This window comes from Microbacterium sp. STF-2 (genome assembly GCF_034650155.1).
Lineage (GTDB): Bacteria > Actinomycetota > Actinomycetes > Actinomycetales > Microbacteriaceae > Microbacterium > Microbacterium maritypicum_A.
This window is the reverse complement of record NZ_JARKMW010000001.1, coordinates 96,238-112,440: the sequence shown is the minus strand read 5'-3', so window position 1 is coordinate 112,440 and position 16,203 is coordinate 96,238. Positions and strand designations below refer to the sequence as shown.

The 16,203-nt window shown below is 66.5% G+C and carries 16 protein-coding genes; all 16 read right to left on the bottom strand.

The annotated features are described in order from the left end of the window. Positions 1 to 10: 10 nt before the first annotated feature. On the bottom strand, positions 11 to 481 hold the full coding sequence (gene nrdR, locus MicroSTF_RS00520) for a transcriptional regulator NrdR (RefSeq protein WP_021201559.1): 471 nt from the start codon (positions 479 to 481) through the stop codon (positions 11 to 13). A 10-nt stretch (positions 482 to 491) separates the two neighbouring features. Beyond that, the gene (hisD, locus tag MicroSTF_RS00515) at positions 492 to 1,796 is read right to left on the bottom strand and encodes a histidinol dehydrogenase (RefSeq protein ID WP_322952816.1); all 1,305 of its coding nucleotides are present in this window, start codon (positions 1,794 to 1,796) and stop codon (positions 492 to 494) included. 1 nt (position 1,797) lies between these two features. Then, complete coding sequence (locus MicroSTF_RS00510; RefSeq protein WP_322952814.1) at positions 1,798 to 3,048, bottom strand: hypothetical protein; 1,251 nt, start codon at positions 3,046 to 3,048, stop codon at positions 1,798 to 1,800. Positions 3,049 to 3,119: 71 nt separating this feature from the next. Continuing rightward, positions 3,120 to 6,638, bottom strand: coding sequence for a DNA polymerase III subunit alpha (gene dnaE / locus MicroSTF_RS00505; protein ID WP_322952812.1), 3,519 nt, complete (start codon positions 6,636 to 6,638; stop codon positions 3,120 to 3,122). A gap of 156 nt (positions 6,639 to 6,794) precedes the next feature. Next, positions 6,795 to 7,430, bottom strand: a complete 636-nt coding sequence (locus tag MicroSTF_RS00500; RefSeq protein ID WP_029264922.1) for a hypothetical protein — start codon at positions 7,428 to 7,430, stop codon at positions 6,795 to 6,797. Continuing rightward, positions 7,427 to 7,927, bottom strand: coding sequence for a sigma-70 family RNA polymerase sigma factor (locus MicroSTF_RS00495; RefSeq protein ID WP_322952809.1), 501 nt, complete (start codon positions 7,925 to 7,927; stop codon positions 7,427 to 7,429). The genes MicroSTF_RS00500 and MicroSTF_RS00495 overlap by 4 nt, the downstream gene beginning before the upstream one ends. Positions 7,928 to 7,958: 31 nt before the next feature. Continuing rightward, positions 7,959 to 8,558: a GNAT family N-acetyltransferase gene (locus MicroSTF_RS00490; protein ID WP_029264920.1), complete on the bottom strand. Its 600-nt coding sequence runs from the start codon at positions 8,556 to 8,558 to the stop codon at positions 7,959 to 7,961. A 48-nt stretch (positions 8,559 to 8,606) separates the two neighbouring features. After that, entirely contained in the window at positions 8,607 to 9,527 is a 921-nt protein-coding gene (locus tag MicroSTF_RS00485) for an RluA family pseudouridine synthase (protein ID WP_322952807.1), read from the bottom strand. A 2-nt stretch (positions 9,528 to 9,529) separates the two neighbouring features. After that, a complete protein-coding gene (gene lspA, locus MicroSTF_RS00480) occupies positions 9,530 to 10,210 on the bottom strand; it encodes a signal peptidase II (protein WP_046399048.1) in 681 nt (226 codons plus the stop codon). A gap of 9 nt (positions 10,211 to 10,219) precedes the next feature. Then, positions 10,220 to 10,807, bottom strand: a complete 588-nt coding sequence (locus MicroSTF_RS00475; RefSeq protein WP_021201570.1) for a DivIVA domain-containing protein — start codon at positions 10,805 to 10,807, stop codon at positions 10,220 to 10,222. Positions 10,808 to 10,988: 181 nt separating this feature from the next. After that, complete coding sequence (locus MicroSTF_RS00470; protein WP_029258344.1) at positions 10,989 to 11,288, bottom strand: YggT family protein; 300 nt, start codon at positions 11,286 to 11,288, stop codon at positions 10,989 to 10,991. 3 nt (positions 11,289 to 11,291) lie between these two features. After that, on the bottom strand, positions 11,292 to 11,771 hold the full coding sequence (locus tag MicroSTF_RS00465) for a cell division protein SepF (RefSeq protein ID WP_021199342.1): 480 nt from the start codon (positions 11,769 to 11,771) through the stop codon (positions 11,292 to 11,294). Positions 11,772 to 11,814: 43 nt separating this feature from the next. Continuing rightward, positions 11,815 to 12,522 carry a YggS family pyridoxal phosphate-dependent enzyme gene (locus MicroSTF_RS00460; RefSeq protein WP_322952801.1) on the bottom strand — a complete coding sequence of 236 codons (708 nt, stop codon included), beginning with the start codon at positions 12,520 to 12,522 and terminating at the stop codon, positions 11,815 to 11,817. After that, positions 12,519 to 13,661 (bottom strand): cell division protein FtsZ, encoded by a 1,143-nt coding sequence (gene ftsZ, locus MicroSTF_RS00455; protein WP_029258346.1) that lies wholly within the window; start codon positions 13,659 to 13,661, stop codon positions 12,519 to 12,521. The genes MicroSTF_RS00460 and ftsZ overlap by 4 nt, the downstream gene beginning before the upstream one ends. 164 nt (positions 13,662 to 13,825) lie before the next feature. Then, on the bottom strand, positions 13,826 to 14,773 hold the full coding sequence (locus MicroSTF_RS00450; RefSeq protein WP_292769188.1) for an FtsQ-type POTRA domain-containing protein: 948 nt from the start codon (positions 14,771 to 14,773) through the stop codon (positions 13,826 to 13,828). Positions 14,774 to 14,776: 3 nt separating this feature from the next. Continuing rightward, positions 14,777 to 16,177: a UDP-N-acetylmuramate--L-alanine ligase gene (murC, locus tag MicroSTF_RS00445; RefSeq protein ID WP_322952798.1), complete on the bottom strand. Its 1,401-nt coding sequence runs from the start codon at positions 16,175 to 16,177 to the stop codon at positions 14,777 to 14,779. Between the last annotated feature and the right edge of the window lie 26 nt (positions 16,178 to 16,203).

The window sequence follows — 16,203 nt, the reverse complement described above, 5'->3', positions numbered from 1 at the left end:
CCCTGCCAGATTACCGCTCCTCGGACTCCCTCTTCGTGTGGTCGGCACGCAGATCGGTGATCGCGGCCTCGAAGTCCTCGAGGGAGTCGAACGCCTGGTAGACGCTGGCGAAGCGCAGGAACGCGACCTCATCGAGTTCACGCAGCGGGCCGAGGATCGCGAGACCGATCTCGTTGGTGTCGAGCTGCGAGACACCGGTCTGGCGCACGGCCTCTTCCACGCGCTGTGCGAGCACGGCGAGGTCGCCCTCCGTGACCGGACGGCCCTGGCATGCCTTCCGCACGCCCGTGATGACCTTCTCGCGACTGAACGGCTCCATCACGCCGGAACGCTTGATCACGTTGAGGCTCGCGGTCTCGGTCGTCGTGAAACGGCCACCGCACTCCGGGCACTGTCGACGGCGCCTGATCGAGAGCCCGTCGTCGCTGGTGCGTGAATCGATGACGCGGGAGTCGGGGTGTCGACAGAAGGGGCAGTGCATCTGACCGATCCTACGCGGTGAAACGGGCCTCGATCGCTTCACCGTGTGCGGGGAGCACCTCGGTGTCGGCGAGGGCGACGACTCCGGCACGCACGGCAGCCAGCGCAGCCCTGTCGTAAGAGATGACCTGCTGCGGACGGAGGAACGTGTACGACCCGAGACCCGGGGCGTAACGCGCCTGTCCCCCGGTCGGCAGCACGTGGTTGCTGCCGGCCATGTAGTCTCCGAGGCTGACCGGCGTCTGGTCGCCGACGAACACGGCACCGGCACTGGTGAAGTCGGCGGCGGCATCCTCGGCGTCGACGAGGTGCAGCTCGAGGTGCTCCGGCGCGTAGGCGTTGCTGAACGCCGTGGCCATGGCCCTGTCATCCACGAGGACGATCGCGGACTGCGGTCCCGAGAGAGCGGCGGCGACACGCTCACTGTGGCGGGTTCTCGCTGCCATGCGCTCCACCTCGACGGCGACCTGTTCGGCGAGCTCGGCCGCATCGGTGACCAGCACCGCGGACGCCTGCTCGTCGTGCTCAGCCTGGCTCACGAGATCGGCGGCGATGAGTCGCGGATCCGCGTGGGAATCCGCGACGACGAGGATCTCGGTCGCCCCGGCCTCCGAGTCCGTGCCGACCACACCGGCGACCGCGCGCTTCGCGGACGCGACGTAGTTGTTGCCGGGACCGGAGACGACATCGACGGGATCGAGATCCAGCGACGGCACTCCGTACGCCAGGGCGCCGATCGCTCCGGCACCGCCCATCGCGTATACCTCCGTCACTCCCAGCAGAGCCGCCGCCGCGAGGATGGTCGGGTGAATCCGCCCGCCCTGATCCGACTGCGGCGGCGATGCCAACGCGATCTGCTCGACCCCGGCGATCTGCGCGGGCACGACGTTCATGATCACGCTGGACGGGTAGACGGCCTTGCCGCCGGGGATGTAGACCCCCACGCGGTGCACCGGCTGCCACCGCTGCGTGATGACGGCCCCGTCCCCGATCCGGGTGACCTGTGTTGCCGGAACCTGCGCGGCGGAGGCCAGACGCACTCGGCGGATCGCCTCCTCGAGCGCGCCTCTGACCTCGGGAGCGAGTTCAGCCAGCGCTGCGGTGATGTGTTCGGCGGGCACTCGTACGGCGTGATCCGTGACGGCGTCGAATCGTCCGGCCTGCTCGCGAAGAGCGTCCTCGCCACGGTCGCGCACGTCCTCGACGATCCGCGCAGCGGTTTCGAGCGCTTCGGCACGCGCCTGGGTGGCCCGGGGTACCGCGGCGAGCATGCCTGCGGGCGAGAGCTCGCGCCCTCGCAGGTCTATGGTGCGCATTTCAGCCCTTCGTGATGTCGGAGATGTCGTGGAGGTAGCCGATCCGTCCGTCGTCATGTCGCACGACGAACGCACCCCCACGATCTTCGATCACCAGTGCCCACGCGCTCGGGCCGATGCGGAACAGCGGTTCACCACGCTCGTCGTGGACATCGCGCTCCGAGGGAGCGAGGATCCAGAACGGTTGAGCGGCGGGGGCCGCCTCGCGAGGGTTGGTCGCTTCGAGGTCGGCGTCGGAGACGCCCTCCAACACCAGCGGCGCCGGCTCTTCCGCAACGACGTCGGTCTCATACGTCGCCGCCGTCTCCAGAAGCGACTCGATGCTCCCGGTGTCCGAGACGATCTCGGGTTCCTGACCGCGCGAACGACGCGAGTAGGCGGGCACATACTCCTCATCCGAGGACTCCTGCTCGGTACCGATGCCGCCGCCCGAGGCGTGGGCAGTGAGCGGCACCTGCTCGGCGAGGTCGAATCGGGCGATCTCGTCGGTCGCCTGCCTCCCGGAGGGCTCGACATCGATCGGGATCACGAGCGCTGGTTTCGCACCATCGACGATGACATCTGTCCGGCCGTCGGCCTGCGCCTCTGTCCCCTCGAGGGGTGCGGACGAGTCGGACCCCGCAGGCGATGCCTCGGCCCACTCGCCGGACGGTTCTTCCGCTGCCGGCGCAGGCTCAGGACGCGGCCGCGCGATGACCGGACGCACCGGATTCGCGTTGCGGTGCGCGAGAGTCACCAGACGACCGTGGAAGTCTTCCTTCAGCCCCGGGATGATCGGAGCGAAGACGGTGAGGACGACGAGGGCCAGAGAGGTGATCACCATGGCGACCCCGTTCCACGGAAGGCTCCAGGCGCCTCCGGAGACGAGTGCGGAGATCGCGAGCCACAGGCTACCGGCCCAGACCACCGCTGACACGGAGAACGCGACCGAGGCGAACTGATCGATCCCCAGCGAACCGACCCTGCGGATGCCGTCGGGCGAGAAGCGGCGCAGCACGAGAAGGAAAACGGCGACAGTCGGGAGCGCGATCGGGAGTATCCATTGGATGCCGACGCCCCACAGCGAGAGGTCGCCGATCAGCGGGAAGAAGGAGAAGACGAAGGACAGCAACCAGACGCCCACGATCAGCAGCTCACGCAGTGTGAAGCCGAGGATGCCGAACTCCGGCGTGACCTCTTCGTCGTAGAGGACGCCGTCATCGTCGCCGAAGACGATGTCCTCGGTGTCCGATTCGGGGAGATCCGTGCTCATGCGTGGTCCTTTCGTCACAGGGCTCGACGGGTGGATTCGTCGTGCTGCCGACGGCTCACGATCCTACCCGCTCACCCCAGACAGGTGGGTCCGAGCAGTGACTTGAGGTCACCGAACAGGTCTGCGGACACCTTGACCGGCATGGGCACCTCGAACACCTTCGCGGTGCCCCCGCGATGCACCCGAAGCAGCACTTCGGTGTCGCCGCTGTGCCGTCGCAGCACCTCTGCGAGCTCCATCATCACCCGCTCTGTCGCGCGCTGCTCAGCGAGGACGAGGGCCAAGGGACCCGCCGCGTCGAAGGACCCCACATCCGGGGCGAAAGCCGACTGCGCGTGCAGGTTGAGTCCGTCATCGCGCCGGGACACGCGCCCGCGGACTGCGAGAATCGCATCCTGCTGCAGCGTGTGCTGGAACTCGGTGTAGGTCTTTCCCATGAACATCACGGTGACCTCACCGTTGAAATCCTCGACGGTGATCATGCCGTAGGGATTTCCGCTCGCCTTGGCGACGCGGTGTTGCACGCTGGTGACGAGCCCGGCCACCGTCACCTGGTCGCCGTCCTGCAGGTCTTCGGAGTTGTTGAGGTCGTGGATCGAGATCGATGCATGCTTCGCGAGAGGCACCTCGAGCCCGGCCAAGGGGTGGTCGGACACGTAGAGACCGAGCATCTCGCGTTCGAAAGCGAGCTTGTCCTTCTTGATCCACTCGGGGCGGGCGGGGACCTTGGCGGGAGCGACCTCGTCCATGCCGTCGTAGAGGCTGTCGAAGTCGAACCCGATGGCGCCCTGTGCCTCGTTGCGCTTGCGATCGACGGCGGCCTCCACCGCGTCTTCATGCACCTCCATGAGCGCTCGACGGGAGTCGCCCATCGAGTCGAAGGCGCCGGCCTTGATCAGCGACTCGACCGTGCGCTTGTTCGAGACGTGCAGCGGAACCTTCTCGAGGAAATGGTGGAACGAGGTGAAGCGCTCGTCCTTGCGGGCCTGCACGATCCCCTCGACGACGTTGCTGCCGACGTTGCGGACGGCGCCGAGGCCGAAGCGGATGTCGTCGCCGACGGCCGCGAAGAAGTTGATCGAGTCGGAGACATCGGGCGGAAGGACCTTGATGCCCATGCGGCGGCACTCGTTCAGGTAGAGCGCCATCTTGTCCTTGGAGTCGCCGACGCTGGTGAGCAGCGCCGCCATGTACTCGGCGGGGTAGTGCGCCTTGAGGTATGCGGTCCAATACGAGACGAGACCGTATGCGGCGGAGTGGGCCTTGTTGAAGGCGTAGTCCGAGAAGGGCAGCAGGATGTCCCACAGCGCCTTGATGGCCGCCTCGCCGAATCCGCGCTCGGTCATACCGCCCGCGAAGCCTTCGTACTGCTTGTCGAGCTCGGACTTCTTCTTCTTGCCCATCGCTCGACGCAGGATGTCTGCCTGTCCGAGGCTGAACCCCGCGACCGCCTGGGCGATGGCCATGACCTGCTCCTGGTAGATGATGAGCCCGTAGGACTCCTCCAGGATCTCGGCGAGCGGCGCCTCCAGCTCGGGGTGGATCGGCGTGATCTCCTGCACCCCGTTCTTGCGCAGCGCATAGTTCGTGTGCGAGTTGGCTCCCATGGGACCCGGCCGATACAGGGCGATGAGGGCCGAGATGTCACCGAAGTTGTCGGGCTTCATCAGACGCATGAGCGAACGCAGCGGCGGGCTGTCGAGCTGGAAGACGCCCAGGGTGTCGCCGCGCGCGAGCAGCTGGTACACGCCGGGGTCGTCGAGACCGAGATGTTCGAGGTCGAGCTCTTCGCCACGGTTCGTGCGGATGTTGTCGAGCGCATCCGAGATGATCGTGAGGTTCCGGAGCCCCAGGAAGTCCATCTTGATCAGACCGAGGGACTCGCACGACGGGTAGTCGAACTGCGTGACGATCTGCCCGTCCTGCTCGCGGCGCATGATCGGAATGATGTCGAGGAGCGGATCGGACGACATGATCACGCCGGCGGCGTGCACGCCCCACTGGCGCTTCAGCCCTTCGAGACCCAGCGCGCGGTCGAAGACCGTCTTCGCCTCGGGATCCGTCTCGATCAGGGTCCTGAACTCGCTCGCCTCCTTGTACCTCGGGTGAGCAGAGTCGAACATGCCGTCGAGGGGCATGTCCTTGCCCATCACGGGCGGCGGCATCGCCTTGGTGAGGCGCTCCCCCATGCTGAACGGGAAGCCGAGCACTCGACCGGCGTCCTTCAGCGCCTGCTTGGACTTGATCGTTCCGTACGTGACGATCTGCGCGACGCGCTCGGATCCGTACTTCTCCGTGACGTAGTCGATGACCTCGCCGCGGCGCCGGTCATCGAAGTCGACGTCGAAGTCGGGCATGGAGACACGGTCGGGGTTGAGGAAGCGCTCGAAGATGAGTCCGTGCTCGAGCGGGTCGAGGTCGGTGATCTTCATCGCGTAGGCGACCATCGAGCCGGCACCCGAGCCACGGCCGGGGCCCACGCGGATGCCGTTGTCCTTGGCCCAGTTGATGAAGTCGGCGACGACGAGGAAGTATCCCGGGAAGCCCATCTGCAGGATGATGCCGGTCTCGTACTCGGCCTGCTTGCGCACCTTGTCGGGGATGCCGCCGGGATATCGGTAGTGCAGGCCGGCCTCCACCTCCTTGATGAGCCAGCTGTCCTCGGTCTCGCCGTCGGGCACAGGGAAGCGCGGCATGTAGTTGGCCGAGGTGTTGAACTCGACCTCGCAGCGCTCGGCGATCAGCAGGGTGTTGTCACAGGCTTCGGGGTGGTCGCGGAACAGTTGGCGCATCTCGGCCGCGGTCTTGATGTAGTACCCGTCGCCGTCGAACTTGAACCGGTTCGGGTCGTCCATCGTCGATCCCGACTGCACGCACAGGAGGGCCTCGTGCGCGTCGGCCTCGTGCTGGTGCGTGTAGTGAGAGTCGTTGGTGGCGACCAGCGGGATGTTCAGGTCCTTCGAGAGACGGAGGAGATCGGTCATCACGCGCCGCTCGATCGACAGACCGTGGTCCATGATCTCGGCGAAGTAGTTCTCCTTGCCGAACAGGTCCTGGAACTCGGCTGCGGCCGCGCGCGCAGCGTCGTACTGTCCGAGACGCAGGCGCGTCTGGATCTCGCCTGACGGGCATCCGGTGGTCGCGATCAGTCCTTTGGAATAGGTCTGCAGCAGCTCGCGGTCCATGCGCGGCTTGAAGTAGTAGCCCTCCATGCTCGACCGGGAGCTGAGCCGGAACAGGTTGTGCATGCCCTCGGTGCTCTGACTCCACATGGTCATGTGGGTGTACGCACCGGAACCCGAGACGTCGTCGCTCTTCTGATCGGGAGAGCCCCACTGCACGCGGGTCTTGTCGCTGCGGTGAGTTCCCGGGGTGACGTAGGCCTCGAGTCCGATGATCGGCTTGACACCCGCGGCATTGGCGGCCTTGTAGAACTCGAAAGCTGCGAAAGTGTTGCCGTGATCGGTCACCGCGATGGCCGGCATCTTGTAGTCGGCGGCCGCCTGGGTCATCGCGTTGATCTTCGCCGCTCCGTCGAGCATCGAATACTCGCTGTGCACGTGCAGGTGGACGAAGGAGTCGGATGCCATGCCTCCGATTCTACGGCGGGGCCCCGACACCGGAGGTCGGTGTCAGGGCCCTGGCGCCTCGCTACGGCGCGTCGTCGACGATCGAAATCGACGTCACGACCGAGGCGTTCGGCACGGAAGCCGGTACCCCAGAATGCGAGAACGGTTCGAAACTGGTCACGGCAGAGTGTCGACCACGCTCATCTCGAATGCCATCCGAGAGTCGGGGACGTCACTTGGGATAGGTCCCTCGCCGACGGAGGTGGTGTCCGTGGTCTCAGTCACGATTCCCGTCGCCATGTCGATCGTCAATGTGAACCGCCGAAGAGATGTCTCCGCAGTCTCAGATGCGCCTAGATGGGAGCCGAAGGTGACGGTGCGTTCACCGTCTTGTTCGGCTCCCACCGTTGAGCCCGGGAGCAGGCTGAGCGCCTGATACATCGCAGCACGCATCCCCGGGTCACCGACATTGTGCGACAGCAGTCCGATGAGCAGCCACCCGACCTTTCCATCGGCCCATCCCTGCACATCTGAACCCTGATAGTCGTGAATCCACGCGATCATGGTGGCCGGGTCACGTGGCATCGATTCAAAGAACCACAGGACGTCTTCGGCACCGCTCTCGGGAAGCCGCGGTGAATCCGACGGGAAAGGCGCGACCGCTGGCCCATACGCCTGCATCGTCTCCACCTGTAACGCATGCCCCTGCGCTTGGTCGCCATACACCCCGCCTGCAACCGGAGCCCCCCACTCCTGATACCACTGAGAGTGAAGATCAGCCGGAGCGTAGTCGGCGCCGCTCCGGCTGATCACCCATCCGCTCGATGCCGCCGCGCGCGAGGCGCTGTAGCCGCGACCTCGTCGTAGCTCATCCCCTGCCAGGCATAGAGCAGGAGGGCCTCGCGATCTTTCGGCGCGAGCGCCGCGATGCGCGTCTTCAGCGTCTCGACCTCGCGCTCGGCATCGACGCGGGACATCGCATCCTCCAGGTCTCCGAGCGTCGAGTGCTCTTGCCGGGAGATGGATGCCGCGAACGACTTCCACTGCTTCGCCTCCAGCGCGCGGTGGCGACGGATCAGGCGCGAGGCGATGCCGAGAAGCCAGGGCATCGCCGATTCGATGTCCGTGTCGAAATCGGCTCGGCGGCGGAACGCGACGAGGAATGTCTCGCTCAGGACGTCCTCGGCAGCATGCCGGCCGACGCGATACGTCGCGAACGCGTTGACCGCGCGCGCATGTCTGTCGAAGAGCTCGGCGAACGCCGCCGGCTGCTGGAGAGATCGCTGGATGATCTCGCTGTCTGTGGTCACGCTATGTATTGGCCGTGCGCCGTCGAGCGGTTCACGCTTTCTTTGACGACTTCTGCGATGCACCCAGATCGAGCCGCATCAGCACCCGAGGGAATCCATCCAGGACAGAACCGGTGTCTGCCGCCTTCACGAACCCCGCGCTCTCGAACAACGACCGCGTGCCGACGTACGCCATGGTGAGATTGACCTTCTCCCCGCCGTTGTCGACCGGATACCCCTCGATGGCGGGCGCGCCGCGCTCCATCGCGTAGGCCACTGCTCCCTCGATCAGCGCATGCGAGATGCCCTGCTTCCGATAGCCCGGTCGCACGCGAAAGCACCACAGTGACCATACGTCGAGATCGTCGACGTGCGGGATCAGCCGATTCCGCGCGAAACTGGTGCCGCGACGCGGATGCAGCGCCGCCCATCCCACCGGTTCGTCATCGAGGTACGCGATCACGCCAGGAGGTGGATCCTGGTGGCACAGTTCCCGGACCCGATCGGAACGCTCCTGCCCTTTCAGTGCCACGTTCTCTTTGCTGCCGATGCGGTAGCTCAGGCAGAAGCACACGTTCGACGTCGGCTTCTTCGGCCCGACGAGAGTCGCGACATCGTCGAAATCCGTCGCGGGCAGAACCTCGATGGTCATGGGTTCAGTGTGGCGCACAGGGCCGACATCGCGCGATCGAAGCGCGGGCTACTCTCCGCGCAGCACGTCCAGTGCGTGCCGGAAGTCCTCGGGATACGGGGACTCGAACGTCACCCAGTCCCCCGTCGTCGGGTGCGCGAAGGCGAGCTGATGCGCGTGCAGCCACTGGCGGGTGAGCCCCAGCCGCGCGGACATCGTCGGGTCTGCTCCGTAGAGCGGGTCGCCGACACAGGGGTGGCGGTGCGCAGCCATGTGCACGCGGATCTGATGCGTGCGGCCCGTCTCGAGGTGGATCTCGAGCAGCGACGCGCCAGGAAACGCCTCGAGCGTCGCATAGTGCGTGACAGACGGCTTCCCGTCGGGCACGACGGCGAACTTCCAGGAGTGGTTGGGGTGACGCCCGATCGGCGCATCGATGGTCCCGGCAAGCGGATCGGGGTGACCTTGGACGACGGCGTGATAGATCTTCTCGACGGTACGGTCCTTGAAGGCCTGCTTCAGGACCGTGTAGGCGTGCTCGGACTTCGCCACGACCATCAGGCCGCTGGTGCCGACGTCGAGTCGGTGCACGACGCCCTGACGTTCCGGAGCGCCGCTGGTCGCCACGCGGAAGCCTGCAGCGGCGAGAGCGCCGACGACCGTCGGGCCCTCCCAGCCGACCGACGGATGGGCGGCGACCCCCGTCGGCTTGTCCACCACGATGATGTCATCGTCGTCGTAGACGATGCCGAGCTCCGGCACGGCGAGGGGAACGATCTTCGGCGCCTCTTTCGGCTGCCATTCGACATCGAGCCAGCCGCCCGCGCGCAGACGGTCGGACTTGTCGAGTGTCACGCCGTCGAGTCGTACTCCCCCTGCGGCGGCGACGTCAGCGGCGAAGGTGCGGGAGAACCCCATCAGCTTCGCCAAGGCTGCGTCGACGCGGGTACCGTCCAAACCGTCCGGAACCGGCAGGGACCGCGATTCCACGGTCAACGTCCTTCCGATGCGGGAGCCGCATCCTCCGAGGGAGAATCGTCATCGGTCGAACGCACCGGCACGGGAGCATCGGCGTCGAGCATGTCGTCATCGGTGTCTGTCGCCAGGACAGCCGCCGTCGCGGCGGCTTCGGCTTCTTCCTCGGTCTCGACGATCTCGTGATCGCGTTCGCGCGTACCGTCGAAGCGCAGGCCGAAGACCACGAGCAACGCAACCGAGATCATCCCGGTCACGATGAAGATGTCGGCGACGTTGAAGATCGCCGGCATCATCCACGGCATCGAGATCATGTCGACGACGTGGCCCACCGGAAAACCGGGCTCACGAAACAGACGATCACTGAGGTTGCCGAGGACTCCGCCGAGGAGACAGCCGAGCACGACCGCCCACAGGCGGGACTTGAGCCCGAACGCCTTCCAGACGATCACGCACGCTACGACCGCGAGGGCGATCGTGAAGATCCAGGTGACCTCGGATCCCAGGGAGAACGCCGCCCCGGGGTTGCGAACGTAGTACAGCTGAAGGAACTCCCCCAGGACCGGAACCGGCTCCTGGTAGGGGAGGTTCTCGATCGTGAGGTACTTCACAAACTGATCGGCGGCCAGTACGAGCGCTGCGAGAATCGCAACGACCGCACCGGCCGCCGACCGACGAAGGGGACGGCGTCCTGACAAGAGGGCGCCTTACAGACCGATCGCGGAAACGGGTGTCGAGTCCGTGGAGGTCGACTTCTCGTCGAGCTCGCGGAGCTGACCCTCGATGTAGCCGCGCAGCTGCGAGCGGTAGTCGCGCTCGAAGTTGCGGAGTTCGGTGATACGAGCCTCGAGAGTGTTGCGCTCGCGCTCGAGTCGTGCGGACTCCTCGCGCTGCTTGGCCTCGGCCTCGGTGCGGATGCGGGCGACCTCGGTCTCGGCCTCCGCGATGAGCGCGTTCCGCTTCGCCTCGCCCTCGGCGACATGCTCGTCGTGCAGACGCTGTGCGAGTTCGATGATGCCAGCGGTCGCGGTCGCGGAACCGGTCGGAGCGGGCTCCGCCGGGACCTCGGCCACGGGGGCGGGAGCCTCGACAGCGGCGGGCGCGGCGGCTTCAGGAGCAGCACCGGACTCGTACGCGGCCAGCTTGGCCTTCAGCTCCACATTCTCCTCGAGAGCCTTGCGCCACTCGATGACGATCTCGTCGAGGAAGTCGTCCACCTCGTCCGGGTCGAAGCCGTCCTTGAAGCGGACGTGCTGGAACTGCTTGGTGACGACGTCATCCGGGGTAAGTGCCATGGGTGGCTCCTCTTTCGATGAGTTCGATTGCCAGTATCGATGTATGGCGTGGTCGTGATGTGGCGCGAACCCGGGGCGCGCACCTGGGTGCCAGCATAGCCCCCGAGCATTGGCGCCGCGATGTCACGACACCCAGAGTGGGAGAAGTCGCAGCCACCGAATCAGGGGACACGCCGGGATTTCAGCGGATGAACAGCCCGACGACGTTCATCAGAATCAGGACGATCAGCAGAGTCAGCGCGAAGCCGAAGTCGAGCGAGAGCGAGCCGATCCGCAGTGGCGGGATGATCCGCCGGAAGAACCGGATGGGCGGATCGGTGAGGGTGTAGACGGCCTCGGCGAGCACGAGCCCGAATCCCTTCGGACGCCATTCGCGATTGAACATCGGAATGTAGTCCAGGATCAGGCGCGCGAACAGCACGAAGACGTACAGCAGGAGCACCAGATGGACGATGCTCGCGAGGACGGAGACCAGCTGCACGGGCTACGACTGGTCGAAGCCCGCAGACTCGGCGTCTGCGTGTGCGATGCCCCCGTGACCCGATACGGCGATGTTCTCCGGCGACAGCAGGAACACCTTCGAGGTCACGCGCTCGATCCGGCCGTAGAGGCCGAGGGAGAGCCCGCTCGCGAAGTCGATGAGGCGGCGCGCGTCGGCATCGCTCATCTGGGAGAGGTTGATGATGACCGGGACACCCTCGCGGAAGCTCTCCGCGATCAGCTGGGCGTCGCGGTACTGCTTCGGGTGGACGGTGAGAATCTCGTTCACGGCTCCTGCAGACGGCTGGCGGACGGCGACGGGGCGGCGCAACGGCGTGACGGGGGCCGGTGCCGGCTCCTCGCGGTCACGGTCACGGTCACGCTCGCGGTGAGCGCGGGCGGGCGCCTGCGTCTCTTCCTCGTAGACCTCTTCTTCATCGGCGAGGCCGAGATACACCATGGTCTTCTTCAGTGGGTTACCCATCGTGTCCTCCGGTTCGAACGTGTCGGGCTGGTCTTTTCACAGGTTAACCCCGGTCGGGCCGGGGGCCGGTGATTGCGGAACCGATCCGCAGGTGTGTCGCGCCGGCGGCGATCGCCTCGGCGAAGTCTCCGGTCATCCCGGCTGAGATCCACGACGCGGTTGAGTCGATCGCACGCACGCTGTCGGCGATGTCGTGCAGACGAGCGAAAGCGGAAGCGGGTTCCTCATCGAGGGGCGCCACGGCCATGACGCCGCGCAGCCGCAACGACGGCAGGGCCAGGACATGCTCCGCGAGGGCGACCGCCTGAGCCGGCACGACTCCCCCACGACCGGGGTCGTCGGTGAGATTGACCTGGACGAGAACATCGAGCCGACCGTCATCGTCCGCTGCGCGGTGCAGAGCATCCGCGAACCGGTCTCGATCGACCGAGTGCACGACGTCCGCACTCCGGCGGATCGCCGCCGCCTTGTTCGTCTGCCCCTGGCCGATGAAGTGCCAGCGCAGATCGGATGCTGCGACTTCTGCTTCCTTCGCCGACAACTCCTGCTGTCGGTTCTCGCCGACGTCCTTCACGCCCAGCCCGTGCAGGGCACGGACCAATGACGCCGGGTGGAACTTCGTCACCACGATCCGGGTGATCTCCTCGGAGCTCCGTCCGGCTGCCTGCGCGGCGGCGGCGATCCTCTCGTCGATCGCCGACAGCCGCGCAGCCAGGCCGGAAGGCTCGGCCGCGTCGACCGAGGACGTCACTTCAGGAATTCGGGGATGTCGATGTCGTCATCGGCGAATGCCGGCTCGATGCTGGTGGCCGGAACGCGCTGCTGAACGGGCTCAGGCTGAGCCGTCTCGCTCTTGCTCTCGGGTTCGTCTGTGAGCGCGACCTCGGGAAGCGACGTCGTGGACGGCCGCGAAACGACCATCGGGTCCAGCCGGAGGGAGGGTTCGCCGCCGTCGAAGCCGGCCGCGATCACCGTCACCCGCACTTCATCGCCGAGCGTGTCGTCGATGACCGTACCGAAGATGATGTTGGCTTCGGGGTGGGCGGCTTCCTTGACGAGGTCGGCCGCATCGTGGATCTCGAAGATCCCGAGGTTCGAGCCGCCCTGGATCGAGAGCAGCACGCCGTGCGCACCTTCGATGCTCGCTTCCAGGAGCGGAGACTCCACGGCCAGCTCTGCGGCTTTGATGGCACGGTCGGCCCCACGAGCGGAGCCGATGCCCATGAGCGCGGATCCCGCACCCTGCATGACCGACTTCACGTCGGCGAAGTCGAGGTTGATGAGACCCGGAGTCGTGATCAGGTCGGTGATTCCCTGCACACCGGCGAGGAGCACCTGGTCGGCCGTGGCGAAGGCCTCGATCATCGAGATGCCGCGGTCGCTGATCTCGAGGAGGCGGTCATTCGGCACCACGATGAGGGTGTCGACCTCTTCCTTGAGCTTGGAGACACCGGCTTCGGCCTGGCTCTGGCGGCGGCGACCCTCGAAGGAGAACGGCTTCGTCACGACACCGATGGTGAGGGCGCCGATGGACTTCGCGATGCGTGCCACGACGGGCGCGCCACCGGTTCCGGTGCCACCGCCCTCGCCGGCCGTCACGAAGACCATGTCCGCACCGGTCAGAGCCTGCTCGATCTCCTCGGCATGGTCCTCTGCGGCACGTCGGCCCACCTCGGGGTCGGCGCCGGCACCGAGGCCGCGGGTGAGTTCGCGACCCACGTCGAGCTTGACGTCGGCGTCGCTCATGAGCAGCGCCTGCGCGTCGGTGTTCACGGCGATGAACTCGACTCCGCGAAGGCCGAGATCGATCATGCGGTTCACGGCGTTGACGCCGCCACCGCCGACGCCGACGACCTTGATCACGGCGAGGTAGTTCTGGTTCTGGCTCATGGCCGGCCTCCGATTATTCGAGCCTGGAAGTGGGTGAACCTTAAACCTCAAGTAGAGGTGTAAAGTATTTCCCGGTATTGCGTTCTCTTTGATCGAAGGTAAGCGCCGCCCGGCCGCGTTCGCGCGAAGACACGGGCGTGTCGCCCCATTCCCCGCGAAAGGGATCAGCCGACGACGGCAACTTCGGGGGAAGTGACGTCGATCGACGCGGCTTCGGGGTTCGAGGCCATCGCCTTCGAGAGGACGACGGCCTTCAGCGCGGACTCCTCCGCGCTCCCCCAGACCACACTCAACCCGCTGTTGAGCGTGAGAGTCACGTCATCGGCGGTGCGCGCGCTGATCCCCGTCAGCGCCGCACGGATGTCGGCCGGGAGCGAGCGCACCACGAGACCTGCGCTGCGGAACGCCGCCGAGTCGACGCCGCCCGGGACGTCGATCACCGGCTGCCCCGCAGGCTGATCCGAGGTGGTGGAGAGGGCGACACCGGCGGCATCGACCAGCGTGTACCCGGCGTCCGAACGGATGACGCCGACCGGAGTGCGTTCCACGATGCGCACGGTCAGGTCATGTGGTGGACGTGCTTCGAGGGAATAGGTCTCGATGAGGGGGAAGGCCAGCAACGCGGCCTTCACCTTGCTGGAGTCGACGAGCGCGAGCGGGGTTCCGAGCTGGTCGCCGAGCGCGGCCTCGATGGCTGCGGGGTCGAGAGTCGTGGCCCCGGCGACGCTGATCTTCTGAACGGCGAAGAGCGGACTGTAGGCCGCGGCGACACTGCCCCCGACGAGCAGGAGTGCGGCGCCGATGCTGCTCAGCCACACGATCCTGCGCCGTCTGGAGCGCTGCGTGAAACGACGGATCTCGGCGCGAAGCGCCTTGCGTCGTGCGCGGGCCGCGCGCCAGACGTCCCTCGTCGACGTCGGCTGCGGATCGCCGGTCGACGTGTCATCCCTGTGCTCCTCGGGCGTCACGTCATCGGACATCACGTCATCGGCGGCCGAGAACTCCTCCTCCGCTTCAGCATCGCGTCGCCGCCTGCGGGACTTCGCCCCCGGCGCGGCGTCCTTCTCCCCCGGACTCTCCGGGGTGGTCGGAAGCGGTGCAGGCCGACGCATCGGCTATGCCCCGTCGGTCCGACGCAGCGAATCCAGGACCTGCGGGATGATCTGGTAGACGTTTCCGCAGCCGAGCGTGACGATGAAGTCACCTTCCCGTGCGACGGCTGCGGTGTAGTCGGCGGCCTGCTGCCAATCCGCGACGTAGTGCACGTGCGACGGGTCCTGGAACGCGCCGCTCACCAACTCGCCGGTGACACCGGGCACGGGGTCCTCCCTGGCGCCGTACACGTCGAGCATCACGGTGTGATCGGCGAACTCCTCGAGGACGTCGGCGAACTCCTGGTACATGTGCTGCGTGCGCGAGTAGGTGTGGGGCTGCTGAATCGCGATAATCCGTCCCGCTCCTGCGATGCTGCGCATCGCCTCGAGTGCAGCCCGCACCTCCGTGGGGTGGTGCGAATAGTCGTCGTACACGGTCACGCCGCGCTCGACACCGTGCTGCTCCAGTCGACGCACGGTTCCCGCGAAGCCTTCGACGGCGCGAACGGCTTCCGCGAGCGAGTAGCCGAGCGCACGCAACACCGTCACGGCCCCCGCCGCATTGATCGCGTTGTGCACACCGGGAACGGCGAGCTGCATACGCGCCTGTTCCTCACCGTGCGTCAGCGTGGCGGCGACCGGACCCGCGGCGACGATGTCGGTGACGCGTACATCCGCTCCTTCGGCCTGACCGAACGTCAGCACGTTCGGGTGAGAGAGACCGGCACCGACCCGCAGCGCACCCGCGTCGTCGCTGGAGATCACGACCGCCTCCGTCGCGGCGTCCGCGAACTGCACGAATGCCTGGTGGAAGGCCTCATCCGAGCCGTAGTGATCGAGGTGGTCGGGATCGACGTTGGTGATCAATGCGACAGCGGTGTCGTACAGCAGGAACGTGCCATCGGACTCGTCGGCTTCGATGACGAACAGCTCTCCCGATCCAGTCGCGCTGGATGTGCCGAGCTGCTCGATCACGCCGCCGTTGACGAAGTGCGGATCCGCGCCGAGCTCACGCAGGGCGGTCACGATCATGCCCGTCGACGTCGTCTTTCCGTGGGCACCGGCGACGGAGACGAGACGGCGTGCGCCGATCAGCCAGTGCAGGGCCTGCGACCGGTGGATCACGTGGAGTCCACGGGCCTTCGCAGTCACGAACTCGGGATTCTCCGGCCAGATCGCTCCGGTGTGCACGACGGTGTCGGCGTCACCGAGGTGAGCGGCGTCGTGACCCACATGCACCGTCGCGCCGGCGGCCGCCAGCGCGCGCAGATTGTCGCTGTCCGCGCGGTCGCTGCCGGAGACGCGGATGCCGGCGTCGAGGAACATCTTCGCGAGACCGCTCATACCGGAACCGCCGATGCCGATGAAGTGCGCGGAGGTGATCGTCTCGGGAATGGGGAGGGAGAGGTCGGGTCTGATCATTTCCGCTTCAGTCTACTTTTCTTCGG

Coding starts and splice junctions, on each gene's coding strand:
- nrdR (WP_021201559.1), bottom strand. CDS start 481: ATGCACTGCCCCTTCTGTCGACACCCCGACTCCCGCGTCATCGATTCA.
- hisD (WP_322952816.1), bottom strand. CDS start 1,796: ATGCGCACCATAGACCTGCGAGGGCGCGAGCTCTCGCCCGCAGGCATG.
- MicroSTF_RS00510 (WP_322952814.1), bottom strand. CDS start 3,048: ATGAGCACGGATCTCCCCGAATCGGACACCGAGGACATCGTCTTCGGC.
- dnaE (WP_322952812.1), bottom strand. CDS start 6,638: ATGGCATCCGACTCCTTCGTCCACCTGCACGTGCACAGCGAGTATTCG.
- MicroSTF_RS00490 (WP_029264920.1), bottom strand. CDS start 8,558: ATGACCATCGAGGTTCTGCCCGCGACGGATTTCGACGATGTCGCGACT.
- MicroSTF_RS00475 (WP_021201570.1), bottom strand. CDS start 10,807: ATGGCACTTACCCCGGATGACGTCGTCACCAAGCAGTTCCAGCACGTC.
- MicroSTF_RS00465 (WP_021199342.1), bottom strand. CDS start 11,771: ATGGGTAACCCACTGAAGAAGACCATGGTGTATCTCGGCCTCGCCGAT.
- ftsZ (WP_029258346.1), bottom strand. CDS start 13,661: ATGAGCCAGAACCAGAACTACCTCGCCGTGATCAAGGTCGTCGGCGTC.
- MicroSTF_RS00450 (WP_292769188.1), bottom strand. CDS start 14,773: ATGCGTCGGCCTGCACCGCTTCCGACCACCCCGGAGAGTCCGGGGGAG.
- murC (WP_322952798.1), bottom strand. CDS start 16,177: ATGATCAGACCCGACCTCTCCCTCCCCATTCCCGAGACGATCACCTCC.